The sequence below is a fragment of the Marinobacter salinexigens genome (genome assembly GCF_008370345.1).
Classification (GTDB): Bacteria; Pseudomonadota; Gammaproteobacteria; order Pseudomonadales; family Oleiphilaceae; genus Marinobacter; species Marinobacter salinexigens.
This window is the reverse complement of sequence record NZ_VTUU01000006.1, coordinates 173,310-190,645: the sequence shown is the minus strand read 5'-3', so window position 1 is coordinate 190,645 and position 17,336 is coordinate 173,310. Positions and strand designations below refer to the sequence as shown.

Annotated in this window: 21 protein-coding genes; 17 read left to right on the top strand and 4 right to left on the bottom strand. The window is 57.0% G+C overall.

Annotated elements, in window-relative coordinates; genetic code table 11:
- Positions 1 to 75: 75 nt before the first annotated feature.
- Together FWJ25_RS13685 and FWJ25_RS13680 are read right to left on the bottom strand one after the other, a co-directional pair.
- On the bottom strand, positions 76 to 879 hold the full coding sequence (locus tag FWJ25_RS13685) for an enoyl-CoA hydratase-related protein (protein WP_149600817.1): 804 nt from the start codon (positions 877 to 879) through the stop codon (positions 76 to 78).
- Positions 880 to 956: 77 nt separating this feature from the next.
- Positions 957 to 1,865: a LysR family transcriptional regulator gene (locus FWJ25_RS13680; RefSeq protein ID WP_149600816.1), complete on the bottom strand. Its 909-nt coding sequence runs from the start codon at positions 1,863 to 1,865 to the stop codon at positions 957 to 959.
- A gap of 153 nt (positions 1,866 to 2,018) precedes the next feature.
- Between FWJ25_RS13680 and FWJ25_RS13675 the strand changes: the two genes are divergently transcribed.
- The 17 genes from FWJ25_RS13675 (at position 2,019) to FWJ25_RS13595 (ending at position 16,303) form a co-directional block, all read left to right on the top strand.
- Positions 2,019 to 2,480, top strand: coding sequence for a DoxX family protein (locus tag FWJ25_RS13675; protein WP_149600815.1), 462 nt, complete (start codon positions 2,019 to 2,021; stop codon positions 2,478 to 2,480).
- Positions 2,481 to 2,557: 77 nt separating this feature from the next.
- Positions 2,558 to 3,505: a glutathione S-transferase family protein gene (locus FWJ25_RS13670; RefSeq protein ID WP_149600814.1), complete on the top strand. Its 948-nt coding sequence runs from the start codon at positions 2,558 to 2,560 to the stop codon at positions 3,503 to 3,505.
- Positions 3,506 to 3,554: 49 nt separating this feature from the next.
- On the top strand, positions 3,555 to 4,361 hold the full coding sequence (locus tag FWJ25_RS13665) for a DODA-type extradiol aromatic ring-opening family dioxygenase (RefSeq protein ID WP_149600813.1): 807 nt from the start codon (positions 3,555 to 3,557) through the stop codon (positions 4,359 to 4,361).
- A 278-nt stretch (positions 4,362 to 4,639) separates the two neighbouring features.
- Positions 4,640 to 6,001, top strand: a complete 1,362-nt coding sequence (locus FWJ25_RS13660; RefSeq protein WP_149600812.1) for an ABC transporter substrate-binding protein — start codon at positions 4,640 to 4,642, stop codon at positions 5,999 to 6,001.
- 216 nt (positions 6,002 to 6,217) lie between these two features.
- Positions 6,218 to 7,006 (top strand): ABC transporter permease, encoded by a 789-nt coding sequence (locus FWJ25_RS13655; protein WP_438616570.1) that lies wholly within the window; start codon positions 6,218 to 6,220, stop codon positions 7,004 to 7,006.
- Complete coding sequence (locus FWJ25_RS13650; RefSeq protein ID WP_149600810.1) at positions 7,003 to 7,881, top strand: ABC transporter ATP-binding protein; 879 nt, start codon at positions 7,003 to 7,005, stop codon at positions 7,879 to 7,881. The genes FWJ25_RS13655 and FWJ25_RS13650 overlap by 4 nt, the downstream gene beginning before the upstream one ends.
- Positions 7,882 to 7,952: 71 nt before the next feature.
- Positions 7,953 to 8,696 (top strand): GntR family transcriptional regulator, encoded by a 744-nt coding sequence (locus tag FWJ25_RS13645; RefSeq protein ID WP_149600809.1) that lies wholly within the window; start codon positions 7,953 to 7,955, stop codon positions 8,694 to 8,696.
- 9 nt (positions 8,697 to 8,705) lie between these two features.
- Positions 8,706 to 10,439 carry a fumarate reductase/succinate dehydrogenase flavoprotein subunit gene (locus FWJ25_RS13640; RefSeq protein WP_149600808.1) on the top strand — a complete coding sequence of 578 codons (1,734 nt, stop codon included), beginning with the start codon at positions 8,706 to 8,708 and terminating at the stop codon, positions 10,437 to 10,439.
- Between the two features lie 30 nt (positions 10,440 to 10,469).
- Positions 10,470 to 10,703, top strand: coding sequence for a 4Fe-4S dicluster domain-containing protein (locus tag FWJ25_RS13635; protein WP_149600807.1), 234 nt, complete (start codon positions 10,470 to 10,472; stop codon positions 10,701 to 10,703).
- An 8-nt stretch (positions 10,704 to 10,711) separates the two neighbouring features.
- Complete coding sequence (locus FWJ25_RS13630; RefSeq protein ID WP_149600806.1) at positions 10,712 to 11,671, top strand: HEAT repeat domain-containing protein; 960 nt, start codon at positions 10,712 to 10,714, stop codon at positions 11,669 to 11,671.
- A 64-nt stretch (positions 11,672 to 11,735) separates the two neighbouring features.
- Positions 11,736 to 12,059: a ferredoxin FdxA gene (gene fdxA / locus FWJ25_RS13625; protein WP_149600805.1), complete on the top strand. Its 324-nt coding sequence runs from the start codon at positions 11,736 to 11,738 to the stop codon at positions 12,057 to 12,059.
- A 3-nt stretch (positions 12,060 to 12,062) separates the two neighbouring features.
- Positions 12,063 to 12,266, top strand: coding sequence for a hypothetical protein (locus FWJ25_RS13620; RefSeq protein WP_149600804.1), 204 nt, complete (start codon positions 12,063 to 12,065; stop codon positions 12,264 to 12,266).
- The gene (locus FWJ25_RS13615) at positions 12,259 to 12,585 is read left to right on the top strand and encodes a DUF971 domain-containing protein (RefSeq protein ID WP_149600803.1); all 327 of its coding nucleotides are present in this window, start codon (positions 12,259 to 12,261) and stop codon (positions 12,583 to 12,585) included. Before FWJ25_RS13620 ends, FWJ25_RS13615 begins: the two co-directional genes overlap by 8 nt.
- A complete protein-coding gene (locus FWJ25_RS13610; protein WP_149600802.1) occupies positions 12,582 to 13,589 on the top strand; it encodes a YeiH family protein in 1,008 nt (335 codons plus the stop codon). The genes FWJ25_RS13615 and FWJ25_RS13610 overlap by 4 nt, the downstream gene beginning before the upstream one ends.
- Before the next feature lie 62 nt (positions 13,590 to 13,651).
- Positions 13,652 to 14,428 (top strand): ferredoxin--NADP reductase, encoded by a 777-nt coding sequence (locus FWJ25_RS13605; RefSeq protein WP_149600801.1) that lies wholly within the window; start codon positions 13,652 to 13,654, stop codon positions 14,426 to 14,428.
- 15 nt (positions 14,429 to 14,443) lie between these two features.
- Positions 14,444 to 15,328, top strand: coding sequence for an iron-sulfur cluster carrier protein ApbC (apbC, locus tag FWJ25_RS13600; RefSeq protein WP_149600800.1), 885 nt, complete (start codon positions 14,444 to 14,446; stop codon positions 15,326 to 15,328).
- A gap of 93 nt (positions 15,329 to 15,421) precedes the next feature.
- On the top strand, positions 15,422 to 16,303 hold the full coding sequence (locus tag FWJ25_RS13595; RefSeq protein ID WP_149600799.1) for an AEC family transporter: 882 nt from the start codon (positions 15,422 to 15,424) through the stop codon (positions 16,301 to 16,303).
- A 7-nt stretch (positions 16,304 to 16,310) separates the two neighbouring features.
- Here FWJ25_RS13595 and FWJ25_RS13590 read toward each other — a convergent pair whose 3' ends face one another.
- Positions 16,311 to 16,478, bottom strand: coding sequence for a DUF2897 family protein (locus tag FWJ25_RS13590; protein ID WP_149600798.1), 168 nt, complete (start codon positions 16,476 to 16,478; stop codon positions 16,311 to 16,313).
- Positions 16,479 to 16,501: 23 nt separating this feature from the next.
- Positions 16,502 to 17,263, bottom strand: coding sequence for a substrate-binding periplasmic protein (locus FWJ25_RS13585; protein WP_246166831.1), 762 nt, complete (start codon positions 17,261 to 17,263; stop codon positions 16,502 to 16,504).
- Between the last annotated feature and the right edge of the window lie 73 nt (positions 17,264 to 17,336).

Below are 17,336 nucleotides of genomic sequence, written 5' to 3'. Positions count from 1 at the left end.
AGCGTTCTAGCTTTTTTTATTAAGGACCAGTGCCAGAGTGTACCAAGCCCGGTGGGGCCTGGTAGAGACTTACCGCTATTTTCGGGACATAGCTTCTAGCATCCGGTTCACTGCATCCATGTGCTCTGGTTCATTATGGCTCATACCTTGGAAGCATGCGCACAAATCCAGAAAATCCTTCAGTTCCATACGCTGTGCCATCTTCATCAGGCGTTTGGTTAGCCGCGTAGCTTTCGGCGGCTGGTTGGCCATGCGCTCGGCCATAGTCATCGTGGTAGTCATCAGGTCATCGTTGGGTACCACATCCACCACGATACCGAGATCTTTTGCCTCCTCGGCGTCCACAATGCGGCCCGTGAGTGTCAGCTCAAATGCCCGTTGGTAACCAATCAACCGTTGCATGAACCAGGCACCGCCATCACCCGGAATGATGCCGAGGTTGAGGAAGGTCTCGCCGAATTTCGCGGATTCCGCTGCAATACGGACATCCGCCATGTTGGCCAGATCGAATCCCGCACCGATGGCCGGGCCGTTCACAGCTGCAATGACAGGCACCTCAATGGCCTGCATGGCCAGGGGAATGCGCTGAATGCCCCGGCGATAGCGTTCGGCGCATTCCGCTGGTGTACCGGCAAAGTCACCCCCGCGCTCGGCCATATCCCGGATATTACCTCCGGCGCTGAAAGCAGAACCCGCGCCGGTTATCACCAGCACGGATACGTCCTCGCAAGTGTTTACCCACTCGGCGGTGGACACAATGTCATCGATCAGGTTTGAGCCGGTCAGTGCATTACGCAGGTCGTGGCGGTTGAGGGTTAAAACTGCAATGCGGTTTTCCAGGGTGAGGGTGGCATCCGTTAATTGCGGGAGTGTGGCCATGGTGGCTTCCTTATTGTTCGGTGTTGAGTGAATAGAGTGTTACCAGCGGAGCGTTGCCGGGCTGTATGGAGCCTTTATCAGTCAAACCTGTCCCAGTAGGGTGGGTCCCCGAAATAGCCATCCATAAAGTCGACAAAGCTGCGCACCTTGCTTGCCAGCAGTTGCCGGTGAGCGTAGACCGCATAGAGTCCCATTGGCTCAGGCTCATACTTTGACAGGATGACCTGAAGCTGCCCATTCCGAATTGCTGAACCGGAGATGAAGGAAGGCTGAAGGGTAATACCGGCGCCTGCAATGGCGGCTTCCACGAGTACGTCGCCGTTATTGCTGACCATCCCGCTGCCACGGGAGGGGGTGGTCTGCTTTATCCATTGGAGTACTTCGGGAATGGCGGCAGGGTCCATGTAGCTGTATCGGAGGTAACGGTGGCCTGACAGGTCCTCCGGGTTTTCCGGGGTGCCATGCTCTGCGAGATAGGCAGGGGAGGCGCACATGACCAGTCGGATGGGCGCAATGCGTTTTGCGACAAGTGAGGAGCTTTTCAGTTGCCCGATTCTGAGGGCGATGTCGAAGCCCTCCTCAAGGATGTCTACTTTTCGGTCGTTCAGCTGCAGATCAATGCTCACCGCCGGATGGGCTTTCTGGAAATCGCTCAACAACGGGGCGAGGTGCCGTATGGCGAACGAGACAGGAGCACTGATGCGCAGCACACCTTTGGCCTCGGTGTGCATGTCGCCCATCTGATTTTCCATATCGTCGATGTCATTGAGCACTTGAACGGCGCGAAGATGATATCGGGTGCCGGCCTCGGTCAGATGGATCCGGCGGGTGGTCCGGTTGAGCAGGCGCGTTCCCAGATGCTGTTCCAGCTGAGACACATATTTACTCACCAGTTGAGGCGACAGGTCGAGACGGTCCGCTGCGCGGGTAAAGGAGCCTTCGTTAACAACGGCGATAAAAGCCCGCATGGCATCAATCCGGTCCACAGGCAGGAGTCTCCAGCTTTAATTAACAACATAGTGTTTATAATTATCCAACATCAGGAATATTACTGTTGGTTTGTGGAGATAGTAAAGTGGTTCCATCTTCTGAGGCAGTCTTCAGAAACAATCAACGGTTAATCATTCGGGGATACTTTTATGAACACTCAATTTATCAAGGCTCTTTTGGGTTCCAACGGTGGCTTTGCTGCGTTGGTCCTGCGGGTACCCGTTGGGCTTATTCTGGCAGCCCACGGAGCACAGAAGCTTTTCGCCTGGTTTGGCGGGTATGGTCTGGAAGGTACCGGACAATGGATGGCGAGCATTGGTCTTGAACCCGGCTACCTGATGGCCCTGATGGCAGGCAGTGCGGAGTTCTTTGGCGGCCTGGCGCTGGCATTGGGCCTTCTGACTCGCCCGGCGGCACTGGTCAGCGCTTTTGCCATGCTGGTTGCTATTTTCGCCGTGCACATTGGCAACGGTCTGTTCATGTCCAACAACGGTTATGAGTACGCACTCACCCTGTTCGTTGTGACTCTGTCCCTGGCCATTCAGGGTGGTGGACGCTTCGCGCTGGATAACGTTCTGTTGAACCGTCTTGGCGGCGGCACTGGTCGCTGAGTGCAATAAGACACGGCAACGATCAGGTACAGCGCTCCCCGGATGTCGGGGAGCGTGACTGAAACGGGGGAGAGCACATGCTGGTTAACGGAGTCTGGAAGGAAAATTGGCAGCCGGTACAGGCGCAGGACGATGAGGGGCGGTTTATCCGGCAGACATCGTCTTTCCGGAACTGGATAACGCCGGACGGCGAGCCTGGCCCCACCGGCCAGGGCGGATTCAAGGCAGAAGCGGACCGTTACCATCTTTATGTGGCTTATATCTGCCCGTGGGCCTCCCGTGCGCTGATGGTCCGTGAGCTGAAAGGGCTGCAGTCATTGATTGGAGTGACGATCGTGAACCCGAGGCTGACGGATCAGGGCTGGCAGTTTGGTGGTTTCTCCGGCGCAGAGGACGATGCGCTGAATGGTGCCCGTTATATGCATGAACTCTATACCAAGGCCGACGCCGGAATTTCAGGGCGGGCAACGGTACCGGTGCTCTGGGACAAGAAAACCGGAACCATCGTCAACAATGAATCGGCAGACATCCTGCGCATGTTGAACTCGGCATTCAACGATCTCGTGGATCAGGGGCCGGATCTTTACCCTTCGGATCTCGCAGACGATATTGATGCATTGAATGCCTACATCTACACAGACCTGAACAATGGTGTGTACCAGGCAGGCTTTGCGTCCACCCAGCAGGCCTATGATGAGGCTTATCTGAAGGTGTTCACAGCTTTGGATGAATTGGAGGCTCGCTTGTCAGATGGCCGGGCTTACCTGTTCGGTGACAGGCTGACGGAAACGGATGTGCGTCTGTTTGTCACGCTGATTCGTTTTGACGCGGCCTACCACGGTCTTTTCAAGTGTAACCGGAACACGCTGAAATCCATGGATGCACTTTACGCCTATATGAAGCGGATTCTGGCTCTGGATGGTATTGCCGAGACGGTGCATCTTGACCACATCAAAGCGGGTTACTACTCCATCAAGGCATTGAACCCGGGTGGCATTGTGCCTGCTGGACCTGAACCCATCTGATACTAGGGGGCGCGAGCCCGAACACACCGACATTCAGGGAGTACTGGTCATGAATCATCAAACGGACATTTTGTTTATTTCCCACGGCGGTGGACCGATGCCCCTGATGGGTGATCCGGGCCACAAGGAAATGGTCGACAGGCTCAGGGATATCGCGGCTGAGCTGCCCAGACCGAAAGCTATCCTCCTGATCAGTGCCCACTGGGAAGAATCGGTGCCCACGATTACGGCAGGCGCCAACCCATCGCTGATTTACGATTACTACGGTTTTCCGCCGGAGACCTACGAAATTCAGTACCCCTGCCCGGGTGAGCCTGAATTGGCCAGGAAGGTACACCAGGCGCTGGAGCAGGCAGGCATTCCTGCAAAGCTCGATGAGCAGAGGGGGTTTGATCACGGGTTGTTTGTGCCGCTGACACTGATGTACCCCGCAGCGGATATTCCCTGCATCCAACTGTCCCTGATGAACAATCTCGACGCCGCGGGCCACATTGCCATCGGCCGGGCACTGCAGGCCCTGGATTACGATGATCTGCTGGTGATTGGCTCCGGGTTCTCATTCCATAACATGCGCGCATTTTTTGCGCCCGATACGCCGGAACTTCGCGCCCGCAACGAAGGTTTTGAGCATTGGCTGGAACAGACCTGTATGGATGCAACGCTTGATGAAGCAGAGCGTTCCAGCAGGCTCGAACACTGGGAAGACGCGCCCCACGCCCGGTTCTGTCACCCCCGGGAGGAGCACCTCCTGCCACTGCATGTCTGCTACGGGTTGGCAGGCAAGCCAAGCGAAAGCCACATATCGGCTACGATTCTGGGCAAAAAATCGGGGATGTTTGGTTGGCGTAGAAGTTGAAGACAGATACCTGAAAGCCCACTCTCTGCTTGCACTACTTGTTATAGACCCTCGCAAATAGCCTGTTCTGTTCTGGACCCTCTTTTCGGCCCCCGCACCATGCGGGGGCATCTGTTTCTCGCCCGAAAATTCACTTTGCAAAGCTAATTAAATTTCAAAAACCCTTTTAAAACAAATGGGTATCTACTCGCTTTTTGTTCTTGGCACAGGAGGTGCAACACCTACTACGGGGGTCATGACCTGTTAGTACAAGCAAACTCAAACGGAAAGCAAAGACGATGAGAGACTCAAAAACGCTTGCAACACTCACGCTATGCGGATCGCTCACGCTGTTTTCAGGAGCCGGGGCAGCCGAAACCATCCGCGTAGGTATAGGCCACCAGAGCATGGTTACCAACACGGTTTCCGGCGGTATTGTGCTTGAAAAGCTGAACCTTCTGGATAAATACCTCCCCACGACCGGTAAGTACAAAGATGTCGATTACGACATCGTGTTCCGGGACTACGATTCAGGTCCCCCCATCACCAACCAGATGCTCGCTAACAAACTCGAATTCGGCGTTATGGGTGATTACCCGTTGATCGTTAACGGCGCTAAGTTCCAGGAAACCGGTAAACAGGAAACCCGCTTTATTGCCGTTACCGGGTACAACCTTCGGGGAACAGGCAATGGCATTGTTGTTCCCATCGATTCACCGGCACAAAGCCTCGCAGACCTGGAAGGCAAGACCTTGTCGGTGCCGGTAGGAAGTGCAGCCTGGGGGATGACCCTCAAAGCTCTCAGTGAAGCCGGATTAAGTGACAAGGTACGGATCGTTAACCAGAGCCCGGCGGTTGGTGCTGCCAACATCCAGGCTGGCCGAATTGATGCCCACGCGGATTTCTGCCCCTGGTCCGAAATCATGGAGTACCGCGCCACCGGCCGGAAAATCTATGACGGCAGCGAAGCCAAAGTCCCCACCTTTCACGGCATTGTGGTTCGCGAGAGCTATGCCGAGAAGTATCCCGAAGTCGTTGAAGGCGTCCTGAAAGCCACCCTGGCTGCCCAGAAGTGGATTCAGGAAAACCCGATGGAAGCTGCGGTCAAGGTGTCTGAATGGACCGGCGTGGAAAAGGAGGTTCTCTACCTCTACTTCAGTGAAGGCGGTATCACCACGGCAGAAGCCAGCATCAAGGATGAATGGGTGGATGCCATGAAATACGACCTTGATCTTCTGAAACGGGAAGTGGGCGTGCCCGATCTCGATTTCGACCGCTGGGTGGATGACAGCTATCTGCGCACGGCCTATGACGAGATGGATCTGGACTATGACGCCATGGTCGATTCTGTTGTGGCATCCGAAGCCGGCAACCCCGCGCTCAAGCCTGCCGAGATCTGGTTTGAGGATAAGGGCATCGTCAAATACGACAGCATCGCTGACATGCTGGAAGCCTCCAGCAGTGCAGACAGTCCCATCAATGCGACCTATGTGTACGACAACCTGACCGGACTGAAGCTCTTCGGCAAGGCTGCGTACCTGGTACGTGGTGATGACGGCGAGGTAGTTGCCTTCCTGAAGAAGACCGATTCCGAGAATTACGTAGCTCAACATGGTGGCTCCCCGGTAAAGCCGGGCACAACCCTTGCGATGGCGCAGTGAGTGGAACCGTGCGGGTGTCTGACCGGACACCTGCACGGTTCCCGGTCTGAGGAGCAGAATATGGACACGAAAAGTAACGTTGCATTCAAAACGCCGGAACCGCCGGTGCTGGAAGTGGATTCCAGCGACCAGGGGCCTGTCTCCGGCGAGCAGGAATCCCCTGGCGCGGTGGCCGCTGTGGATCGGATGCCTGAACGTGTGGCGCCAGCACCCGCCATGCTTTGGCTCAAAACCACGGGGGTTCGTTATGGCATAAGAACCCTGGCCCTCGTTGTGGCTGTAGTGCTCTGGCAAGCCGCCTCAACCAGCGGGCTCCACTTCTACATCAATTTCGAAAACATCCCGGCGCCCACCGTTGTGTGGTCTGCGCTGATCACTGAACTGACGGGTCAGGAGTTTTATCTCCATATCCTCCACAGTATGGAGCGGGTAGCCATCGCCTACGGTCTGGCGGTTGTACTGGGCGTATTGCTGGGTGTGGCCATGGGTCGCTCCCGTTGGGCGGAAGATATCATCCTGCCGTACATCGAACTGCTGCGGCCTATCCCCGCCGTTGCCTGGATTCCTCTGGCTATCCTGATGCTGCCCACCGAGCAGGCCAGCATTGTTTTCATCACCTTTCTCGGGGCTCTGTTCCCGGTCGTCCTGAACACGGTTCACGGTGTCGAGCAGACCAACAGCGTTCTGGTTCGCGCAGCGCGGAGTCTGGGCGCAAGCCGCACAGCCATTCTCTGGCACGTGATCCTGCCGGGGGCCATGCCATCCATTGTTGCGGGGCTTGCCATCGGAATGGGGGTTGCCTGGTTCTCCTTGCTGGCAGGGGAAATCATCAGCGGCCAGTACGGCATCGGCTACTACACCTGGAACTCCTACACGCTGATTCAGTACCCCCAGATCATCATCGGCATGCTTACCATCGGTGGCCTCGGCACCCTCTGTACGCTGCTGGTTCGCTTTGCCTGTAAGCCACTGCTGAAGTGGCAAGCCAAAGGAGGCCGGTCATGAGTGATGTTGCTGTTAACGACAATCGATTAGCGGTACTGGACCACAGCCGGCTGCGCGCGAAGGAAAGTAAGTCAGGCAGTGAGAGAGGACGGATCTCGGTGCGGGATGTCGACATTGTGTTTGATACCCAGAGTGGCCCGCACGTCGCAGTCAAAGACGCCAACCTGACCATTCAGCCCGGTGAGTTTGTCTGTCTGCTCGGGCCATCCGGTTGCGGTAAATCCACCCTGATGAACACCGTCGCGGGCTTCGTGTCGCCCAGCCAGGGAGAAGTTCTGGTGGACGGAAAGGCGGTAACAGAACCCGGACCGGATCGGGGCATGGTCTTTCAGCAGCACTCGCTGTTTCCATGGAAAACCGTGAAGGAAAACGTGGCCTTCGGCCCTTTGATGGCAGGTACCGGCCAGAACGAAGCCAACAGCATTGCCCGAACCTTTCTGTCACTGGTAGGGCTGGCAGCCTTCGAGAATGCCTATCCGAACACGTTGTCCGGAGGTATGCAGCAGCGTGTCGGAATTGCCCGGGCGCTCGCCAACTATCCCAGTGTTTTGTTGATGGACGAGCCATTTGGCGCTCTGGATGCTCAGACGCGGATCATGATGCAGGAGAACCTGCTGGAGATCTGGAGTGAGTTCCGCAACACCGTGGTTTTCGTAACACACGACATTGATGAAGCGGTGTTCCTCTCGGACCGGATCGTGGTCATGAGCGCGAGCCCGGGGCGCATCATTGCCGACATTGAAGTGACTCTGCCGAGACCGCGGGAGCAGTCCCTGTTGACCAGCCCGGACTTCATGAAGCTTAAACGCCAGTGCCTGGACCTGATTCGCCGGGAGACCCTGAATGCTTTCCAGCAACAGAACAAGGTGGGTTGAACCATGGCCATTCAGCAATCACTGACCGTCATGCTTGCCATGACCTGTCATAACAAGACGGAGGGTTGGACATGCAAGATGCAACTCAACTGATTCCGGGCGAATCGCCGCTGCCGCTGTATGTGCAGATCCGCGACAACCTTCGCCGCCAGATTCTCGATGGCAGTTATCAGGTACACGAACGGCTGCCCTCGGAGAATGAAATGATGAACGCCTTTGGTGTCAGCCGGATCACCATTCGCCAGGCCCTGCGGGATCTCCATAACGAGGGCCTTGTGTTCAGCGCTCAGGGCAAGGGCACGTTCGTCAGCAAGCCGAAAGCGGTACAGAACGTTCAGCGACTCGAAGGCTTCGGCGAGGCCATGGCAGCCCAGGGCTACGAAGCGTCTGCGAGGGTTCTGAGCATCCAGCAACTCAAGCCACCCAAAGCGGTTGCAGCCGCCCTGGATCTGGCTGCAGGTGACCAGGCGGTGGAAGTGAAGCGGGTGCGGTACCTGAACCGCTCGCCGGTCTGTGTGGAGAACAGCTACTTCCCGGTGGATATCGGCGGACAAATGTTCGGGCTGGACCTCTCCAACGACATTTTTCCGATGCTTGAGAACCGTTTCGGCATCCCGCTTGGCGGCGCGGATATCAGTCTTGACGCCATTCTCGCCGATGACGAAACACGCCAGTACCTGAACCTGAAAACCGGAGAAGCGATTCTCCGGGTCGAACGACTCACTCACGACCGGAACGGTCGTCCCATCGACTTTGAATACCTGTGCTATCGCGGTGACTCATTCAAATATCAGTTCCGGATTGACCGGAAATAGGAGAGACCAATGAATATCAACGACATCCCTGTGATCGATACTGACGTTCTGGTAATTGGCGGAGGCACTGCCGGGCCCATGGCGGCTGTCACGGTCAAGGAGCAGGACCCGAACCTGAAAGTCATGCTGTTGGAAAAGGCCAACGTGAAACGGTCCGGCGCCATTTCCATGGGTATGGATGGTCTCAACAACGCTGTCGTTCCGGGCCATGCAACACCGGAACAGTACGTCAAGGAAATCACCATCGCCAATGACGGGATCGTGCACCAGCCAGCGCTCATGGCTTATGCCACCCGCTCATTCCCGATGATCGAAAAGCTGGACTCCTGGGGCGTGCATTTCCAGAAAGATGAAACCGGCGACTACGACATGAAAAAGGTGCACCACCTGGGTACCTACGTGTTGCCGATGCCTGAAGGGCATAACGTCAAAAAGATCCTGTACCGGCGCCTTCGCCGCAACCGGGTTGATGTGGAGAACCGGTATACCGCGACACGTCTGCTCAAAGACAAAGACGGCAACATTGCGGGCATGATCGGGGTAAACACCCGGACTGCCGAACCCATCATCATCCGCGCAAAAGCGGTGATCATGGCCACCGGCGCTGCAGGGCGGATTGGTCTGCCTACATCCGGTTACCTCTTCGGTACCTATGAGAACCCGGCCAACTGCGGTGATGGCCACGCCATGGCTTATCACGTGGGGGCAGACCTCGCCAATCTGGAGTGCTTCCAGGTTAACCCGTTGCTGAAAGACTACAACGGCCCGGCCTGTGCCTACGTGACCGGCCCTTTGGGCGGCTTCACCGCCAACGCCTATGGCGAGCGCTTTATCGAGTGTGATTACTGGTCCGGTCAGATGATGCTGGAATTCTTCAAGGAACTGGATTCCGGCACCGGACCGGTATTCCTGAAACTGGACCACCTGGCCGAGGAAACCATTCAGGAAATCGAAACCGTTCTGCACACCAACGAACGCCCGACCCGGGGCCGCTTCCACGAAGGCCGTGAAGTGGATTACCGCAAGCGCATGGTCGAGATGCACATTTCTGAGATCGGCTTCTGTTCCGGACACTCAGCCTCCGGGGTCTGGACCGACGAAACCGGTGCGACCACGGTACCTGGCCTCTACGGCGCAGGGGATATGGCCAGTGTGCCCCACAACTACATGCTGGGGGCCTTCGTTTACGGCCAGATCTGTGGTGAGAGTGCGGCGGAATTTGCCAAGTCCCGCGGGGATGTTGAGCTGGATGAAGCCTTTATCTCCACCGAGCTTGAGCGTATCCAGGCCCCGATGAAAGTGAAAGACGGTATTCCTCCGGAGCAGATGGAATACAAGGTTCGCCGCCTGGTGAATGACTACCTGCAACCGCCCAAGGTCACCAAGAAAATGGAAATCGGCCTGGAGCGCATTCTCGCTGTCCGGGAAGACGTGTCCAAACTGTGTGCCCGTGATCCCCACGAACTGCTTCGCGCCATGGAAGTGCAGTCCATCATCGACTGTGCCGAGATGGCTGCCCGCGCCTCACTGTACCGCACAGAATCCCGCTGGGGACTCTACCACTACCGTGTTGATTGCCCTGATCAGAACGATGCCGACTGGTTCTGCCATACCCGCCTCTACAAGGATCAGAACGGCCAGATGGCCAGCGGCACGCGTCCCGTCGATGACTACATCGTGCCTCTGGGTGAGGAAAAGGATGCCTACAACAAATTGCGCGTCCAGAAAGCCGCCAACGAGTAATCAGCTACGAATTCGAGAGAGGAAGCGACTATGCCTATAGCCAATCACCACGCCGCCGTGCCCGTCATTGTTGACGAGGACAAATGCATCGCCGACAAGGGCTGCACCGTGTGCATCGACGTGTGCCCGCTGGATGTTCTCTGGATCAACGAGGAAACCGGCAAGGCCCACATGAAGTATGACGAGTGCTGGTACTGCATGCCGTGCGAGGCGGACTGTCCGACCGATGCGGTCACCGTCAACATTCCCTATCTGCTGCGCTGAGGTGAGCCATGAAAACGTATGACGACCCCGAACTGCAGGCCATCGCTGTAAAGCTGGCCTCTGACGATCCTGGCATTCGACGGGTAGGTGTTCTGGACCTGGTGGACTCGGGTGAGCCCGAAGCTGTGGAGCTGTTGCTGCTGGCACTGCGCGACAGTGACACATCCGTGCGCCAGGAAGCCGCCAAGGTGGTGGATGAATTTGAAGCCGAAGACATGGCCGATGCCCTGATTGCGGCCCTGGGTGACAGCGACGAAGTGGTCCGCAATGCAGCCGCTCACGCCCTTGCGGACCTCAAGGATCCGGCCGTCGCAGAGCCTTTGCTGCAGGCGCTTGAGGACAGTACGGACGGGTTTGTGGTAGCGGGCATTCTGCGGGCACTCAAGCCGCTTCGTCACCCGGGTTCCCAGCGGCCGGCGCTGGCGCGGCTTGGTGATGAGAGTGCCGTAGTGCGCCGGGAGGCCGTGGGTGTTATCGGTTGGCTGAAGCAGCCTGAGAACCTGCCTGCGCTGGTGGAAACGGCCCAGCATGATGCTGACCCGGAAGTGCGCCGTGCTGCGACGGGAGCCTTGGTGTACGCCACACCGAATCAGGTGGGTCAGGCACTGATCGGACTGCTGAAAGATGAACACTGGCAGGTTCGTTGCGAGGCGGCCAATAGCATCGGCAAGCTCGATTATCAGGATGCGGTGCCTGCCCTGATGGAATCCACACGCGATGAGCTATGGCAGGTCCGGGAAAAATCGGTCGATGCGCTTGGAAAGCTCGGTTCGGTTGATGCCATTCCGGTACTGGGTGAGTGCGCCAAAGATGCCATGAGCAACCTTCGCAAAGCCGCGATCGGTGCTTTGGGAACCATTGCCCACAGCGACGGACGCCCGTTTGTTGTGACTGCGCTGGATGACCCGGATCCGGATGTCCGGAAGCTGGCGCGCTGGGCGATGTCCAAGCTGGACGCCGCAGCCTGACTGATCGGCTGGCCGGCCCGAAGCCGGTCAGCCGGATTCCCGATTCCTGAAGAGGATTACGCCCATGACGTTTGTCGTGACTGAAAACTGCATTCGCTGCAAATACACGGACTGTGTGGATGTCTGCCCGGCGGACTGCTTTCACGAAGGCCCTAATTTCCTGGTGATCAACCCGAAGACCTGTATTGATTGCAGCCTGTGCGTGCAGGAATGCCCGGCAGATGCGATTTACGACGAAAAAGACTTACCGCCGGATCAGCATCATTTCCTTGAGCTCAATGCAGAACTGGCTGAGGTGTGGCCGGTAATTGGAGAAACCTCTGTGCCACTGGCGGAAGCAGAGGACTGGATAGACAAGCCCGAGAAGCTGCAGTACCTGGAGCGCTGATCAATGCCCCGACTTGTCATAACGAGTTCCGGCCGCTGGCTTCTGCTGGCGGTGGTCATTCTTTCCGCGGCTACCCTCGGCAGCGCCCGGCCCATGGAGCTTCCGGGGCGCCATGTGGTATTCCCGGAAGTACCGGAACTCGTCATCCCGCACTGGTATTCGGCCATGTACCGAAGCCCCTGTAGTCAAGGAGAGCACCATGTCTGAACTGCACGCAATTGAATCACCGGTGGTCGAACCACCAACAGAAGTCCGGGTCAAGCGCAGACAGAATGCGATAGAAATTACCTGGCCGGATGGTCTGCAAAGCCTGCTCAGTAGCCTGGCATTGAGGAAGTCCTGCGCCTGCTCCCATTGCACCCAGGCCCAGCGCAATGGTCGGGTCAGCCTGATCGACGCCGATGTACGGGTGGACCGGGTAGAGTTGTCCGGGGTGAGTGGCCTGCAGTTTTTCTTCACTGATGGGCATTACCGGGGCCTTTATCCCTGGGCCTACCTTCGGGAACTCAGTGAGCGGGTGTCATGAACATCACCCTGCGAGAGTTGGATGTTGTGTGCTGGTCGGCACTGCGTGTCCGATATGCGGGTACGGCTTTGTGCATTGTGCTGGCACTGGCGGGCAGCTTTCTGGCAAACCAGTACGATGCGCCCTCGCTGATCCTTGTGTTGTTGTTGGGGTTCGGCTTCGCCAACCTGGCGCGTGATACCCGGCTGCAGCCCGGCGTCGACTTCTGCAGCCGCCAGGTACTCCGCACCGGCATTGCCTTGTTAGGGGCGCGAATCGGGGTTGAGCAGTTGCTAACGGTTGGCAGCCTGCCATTGCTGGTGGTCTTGACCTGTGTGCCAATGACCATCGGTGCAGGCCTGTTGTTCGGGCGCTGGTTTGGGCTGCCGACACTGCAAAGCCTGGTGGCGGGCGTCGCCGTGGCCATTTGCGGTGTCTCTGCTGCTGTAGCCGTGGCAGCGGTGATTCCGGCCGGTCGGCTCGAGGACCGGCGCCTGCTGGGTGTTGTGGTCGGGGTAACCGCGCTGGGGACAATCAGCATGCTGTTGTTGCCCCCATTGTTTACCTCACTGGGTTACACCGAGCCCCAGGCTGGCCTGCTTCTGGGCGCGACCATCCACGACGTGGCCCAGGCGGCAGGGGCAGGGTATCTGGTATCGGATACCGCAGGAGACATCGCCACCCTGACCAAATTGCTGAGAGTCGCGTTGCTGGCGCCTTTGGTTCTGCTTTTAGGCTTCCTGCTGAACCGTGATGGATCGGGAAAGGCCGATTACCCCTGGTTTCTGCTGGGCTTCATTGCCCTGTTCAGCCTGAACAGTATGGGATGGCTGCACGAGGACGTTCGCCACTTTCTGACAACAACCTCCCAGGCCTGTCTGCTTGTCACGATGGCAGCCCTCGGTATGCGGACCAGCCTGCCTGCACTGATTGCTCAAGGCTGGAAACCCTTTGTCTTGCTGGCGTTGCTCAGCACCACGCTGCTTTCGATAGCCATGACGTCGATGGCGATTTTTTCACCCTGACCAAACCTGACGTTAACTGAGCCACTTTTGATGTTAATCGAGCCACTACGGAGGAATATCCCATGGCTGCACTAGGAACCGAGAATGTGATTAGTGTCCATCACTGGAATGACACTCTGTTCAGCTTCAAAACGACCCGGGATCAGAGTCTGCGCTTTGAGAACGGCCACTTTGTGATGATCGGATTGCCAGTGGAGGGGAAACCTTTACTTCGCGCCTATAGCATTGTCAGCGCGAACCACGAGGAGTACCTGGAGTTCCTGAGCATCAAGGTCCCGGATGGCCCGCTGACGTCGCGGTTGCAGCACCTGCAGGAAGGCGACTCGATCTTTGTCAGCCGCAAACCGGTAGGCACGCTCATCATGCACGACCTGAATCCCGGTAAGCACCTCTACCTGTTTGGCACCGGCACCGGCCTGGCTCCGTTCATGAGCATCATCCGTGATCCGGAAACCTACGATCGCTTCGAGAAAGTCATTCTGGTGCATTGTGTGCGTGAGGTCAGCGAACTGGCGTATCACGATTACCTTAATCATGAGCTGCCTGAACATGAGTTTCTTGGAGACATCATCGGCGACAAGCTTGTCTACTATCCCACCGTCACCCGGGAGCCCTTCCGTAATCAGGGTCGGATTACCACCCTGGTTGAAAACGGTAAGCTGGCTGAGGATCTGGGGCTGCCCCAGCTGAACGCGGACACTGACCGGGTAATGCTGTGCGGCAGCCCGGCCATGCTGGACGATCTCACCTCCATGCTGGATGACATGGGGTTCAAAGCTTCTCCCCAACAGGGCGAGCCCGGTGACTACGTGATCGAACGCGCCTTTGTGGAAAAATAACCCGGAGATTCTGCAATGACCGATACTGCCAGTTATGACGCAACCCGTTCCCGGCAAGCCCCGACACAGGAACATAAGCAGGTTCCCGGGGTCAAGCATCTGATTGCTGTTGCCTCGGGTAAAGGGGGGGTAGGAAAGTCCACTACGGCCACCAACCTGGCTCTGGCACTGACACAGCAGGGTGCCCGTGTGGGTATGCTGGATGCGGACCTTTATGGCCCCAGCCAGCCGCGGATGCTTGGTTTGGAGGGAACACCCGAAAGCCCGGATGGCAAAACTCTGGAGCCGATGGTTCGGCATGGCATCCAGACCATGTCTATCGGTTTTCTGGTGGATGAGGCTTCACCGGTGATATGGCGGGGGCCGATGATTACCCAGGCGCTGACCAAGCTTGTTTATGGCACCAACTGGGATGATCTTGATTACCTGATTGTGGATATGCCGCCCGGAACCGGGGATATCCACCTCACCATGGCCCAGAAGATCCCGGTTACCGGCGCTGTGATTGTCACTACGCCGCAGGATGTGGCACTGCTGGATGCCCGTAAGGGACTGAAGATGTTTGAGAAAGTGAATGTGCCGGTGCTTGGCATTATTGAAAACATGAGCACCCACATCTGCAGCCACTGTGGCCACGAAGAGCATATCTTCGGTGAGGGCGGAGCCAGGAAAATGGCTCGTGAGGCGAACTCGGAATTACTGGGGGAGTTACCACTGGATATCCGGATACGCCTGGGTGCGGATGCAGGTGTTCCTGTTTGCCTCAGTGATCCGGGAGGTGAGCTGGCCCGGGCCTACGGCCATATCGCGGCAGAGCTTATTAAGAAGGTCGAGGCGGCTTCCTCCGTTATGGCCCACAGTAATGCGGAACGGGCGATGCCGGAAATTGTTATGGAATGACGATTGGCACGGCTTGTGTTGAATGTATGGCGCAGGGTGTACACTGTACCCCTTCGCCCGTTCACTCAGACCTGACTCGTTATTGCCCTGTCCATGATTCAACAACTGACTGAAGCCCTGTTTCCGGTGCTGTCACTTATAGTGCTGGGTGCGGTTCTCGGCCGCAAAACGGACTTTTTCTCCGGCCCGTCCCTGTCCGGATTGGTCACCACCGTGGGCATTCCCGCGCTGTTACTGCATTCGGTTCTGACCATGGATATGAACATCTGGGGTATGGGTGAGGTTATTGTCCTCACCCTTGTGTGGCTCGGGATCATGTCCCTGGTGACGGCTGGACTGTTGGCGGTAGCCGGGCTTCCGGTGCGCTCCTATTTGCCCGCACTGGTACATCCCAACACCGGCAACATGGGCATACCCGTGTGCTATGCCTTGTTCGGGCCTCAGTCGCTGGGCCTGGCAATGGTGATTTCATCGGTGATCCAGGTCAGCCATTTTACACTGGGGATAGGCTGTCTTTCTGGTAAGTTCTCCTTTCGGGCGCTGATCAAGAACGGGCCGGTTCTGGCTCTGATCGCTGGTGCGATTCTGCTGGCGGCGGAAATCCGGCTGCCGAGTCCTGTCATGACCACTCTGGATATGTTGGGCTCTATCACGGTGCCGGTGATGTTGATGCAGTTAGGGGCTTCGATTGCGAACCTGAACCTGTCCCGTGTCCGGGATATGGTGCGCCCGTTGGCTTTCAGTTTCTATCGCCCGCTGGGCGGCCTGTTGATCGCCTGGCTGCTTTTGCTGGTGTGGCCGTTGGAGGGAATGCAGGCGCAGGTCTTCATGATTCAGTGTGCCATGCCCGTGGCGGTGATGAGTTATGTGCTGGCGGTAAAGTATCGTGGCCCTGCGGAAGATGTGGCAGTGACCATTCCTCTGTCGTTGGTGGTTTCAATCGGGATTGTCGTTGGGTTCAGTCTTGTAAACTGACCCCTGGCTAGTGCTCTTTCTTCTCTTCCGCTTCCAGCTCAGCCTGGCGCTTTTTAATCTTTGCCATTTTCTCGTCCGAGATATTCATGGTGTTGGCGGAATCCCGGAGCAACATCAGGCTGCCTATGATCATGGCCGCTGCAAGAATAATAAAAATCCACCCGATAATAGGCATGTTCCTGATCCCCTTATGACCGGTCACCCGCCGGTAACGTATCGGTCCGTATATTCTGATACCAACTCGTCTACTCTGCCACTGTTCACCAGTTGATAAAGGCGGTCGGCCACTTTTTCGCGAAACTCAAAAGTGTTGCACGGGGATTTTTTGGAAAAGGTAAAAAACAGGCCTTCCTGACTGATGGGCGTATCGAGGGCTGTGAACTCATCGGCTTTGCGGTCTCGTGCCAGCGCGACCTGGCCCTGAAGTTTTTCATACAGCACGTAATCGATCCGGCGTGCACTGGCCATGGCGAAGGACTGATCAATGGACCGGACATATTCAAGGTGCAGGTTTTCCTGGGCGTACTGATCAAACCGTTGTCCAAAACTGTTTCCGATCACCGTACTTCCCACTTTTCCGCGCAGGTCCGGCCAATGGCGATACAGGAATTCCTTGCCTTTGGGCACCCAGACGGCCGTTGGTAGCTGGACGATAGGAGGGAGCATGTAGTCCATGAACTGAAACCGCTCCCGCGTCATGAAGGCTCCCGCCACCATATCGAGCCGACCGGTTTCTGCATGCCGGAGCACTCTTGCCCAGGAACCAATGTGGCGTATGTCTGCGGTGACCCCCAGGGGTTGGAGTATTTCCTTCAGCAGGGCCGGGACCGCACCGACCAATTCATCGGGGTTGCCAGGGGATTGCCAGAGTAACGGCGGGTACTCGGCGTTGCCGCTGACCAACAGATGCTTGCACGCCGTTTCATTGGCTGAGGCATCGGTGTCCATTAAAGACAGCATGAAAACAAAAAGAACGCCGGTAAAAAGACGGGTAAGGGGAGCGGCGCGATAAACGGGAAACGTTAGATGCAAC

What these genes read in the sequence shown, in the direction of transcription:
- FWJ25_RS13685 (WP_149600817.1), bottom strand. Translation starts at nt 879, where the DNA reads ATGGCCACACTCCCGCAATTAACGGATGCCACCCTCACCCTGGAAAAC.
- FWJ25_RS13675 (WP_149600815.1), top strand. Translation starts at nt 2,019, where the DNA reads ATGAACACTCAATTTATCAAGGCTCTTTTGGGTTCCAACGGTGGCTTT.
- FWJ25_RS13670 (WP_149600814.1), top strand. Translation starts at nt 2,558, where the DNA reads ATGCTGGTTAACGGAGTCTGGAAGGAAAATTGGCAGCCGGTACAGGCG.
- FWJ25_RS13665 (WP_149600813.1), top strand. Translation starts at nt 3,555, where the DNA reads ATGAATCATCAAACGGACATTTTGTTTATTTCCCACGGCGGTGGACCG.
- FWJ25_RS13660 (WP_149600812.1), top strand. Translation starts at nt 4,640, where the DNA reads ATGAGAGACTCAAAAACGCTTGCAACACTCACGCTATGCGGATCGCTC.
- FWJ25_RS13655 (WP_438616570.1), top strand. Translation starts at nt 6,218, where the DNA reads ATGCTTTGGCTCAAAACCACGGGGGTTCGTTATGGCATAAGAACCCTG.
- FWJ25_RS13650 (WP_149600810.1), top strand. Translation starts at nt 7,003, where the DNA reads ATGAGTGATGTTGCTGTTAACGACAATCGATTAGCGGTACTGGACCAC.
- FWJ25_RS13645 (WP_149600809.1), top strand. Translation starts at nt 7,953, where the DNA reads ATGCAAGATGCAACTCAACTGATTCCGGGCGAATCGCCGCTGCCGCTG.
- FWJ25_RS13640 (WP_149600808.1), top strand. Translation starts at nt 8,706, where the DNA reads ATGAATATCAACGACATCCCTGTGATCGATACTGACGTTCTGGTAATT.
- FWJ25_RS13635 (WP_149600807.1), top strand. Translation starts at nt 10,470, where the DNA reads ATGCCTATAGCCAATCACCACGCCGCCGTGCCCGTCATTGTTGACGAG.
- FWJ25_RS13630 (WP_149600806.1), top strand. Translation starts at nt 10,712, where the DNA reads ATGAAAACGTATGACGACCCCGAACTGCAGGCCATCGCTGTAAAGCTG.
- fdxA (WP_149600805.1), top strand. Translation starts at nt 11,736, where the DNA reads ATGACGTTTGTCGTGACTGAAAACTGCATTCGCTGCAAATACACGGAC.
- FWJ25_RS13620 (WP_149600804.1), top strand. Translation starts at nt 12,063, where the DNA reads ATGCCCCGACTTGTCATAACGAGTTCCGGCCGCTGGCTTCTGCTGGCG.
- FWJ25_RS13615 (WP_149600803.1), top strand. Translation starts at nt 12,259, where the DNA reads ATGTCTGAACTGCACGCAATTGAATCACCGGTGGTCGAACCACCAACA.
- FWJ25_RS13610 (WP_149600802.1), top strand. Translation starts at nt 12,582, where the DNA reads ATGAACATCACCCTGCGAGAGTTGGATGTTGTGTGCTGGTCGGCACTG.
- FWJ25_RS13605 (WP_149600801.1), top strand. Translation starts at nt 13,652, where the DNA reads ATGGCTGCACTAGGAACCGAGAATGTGATTAGTGTCCATCACTGGAAT.
- apbC (WP_149600800.1), top strand. Translation starts at nt 14,444, where the DNA reads ATGACCGATACTGCCAGTTATGACGCAACCCGTTCCCGGCAAGCCCCG.
- FWJ25_RS13595 (WP_149600799.1), top strand. Translation starts at nt 15,422, where the DNA reads ATGATTCAACAACTGACTGAAGCCCTGTTTCCGGTGCTGTCACTTATA.
- FWJ25_RS13590 (WP_149600798.1), bottom strand. Translation starts at nt 16,478, where the DNA reads ATGCCTATTATCGGGTGGATTTTTATTATTCTTGCAGCGGCCATGATC.
- FWJ25_RS13585 (WP_246166831.1), bottom strand. Translation starts at nt 17,263, where the DNA reads ATGCTGTCTTTAATGGACACCGATGCCTCAGCCAATGAAACGGCGTGC.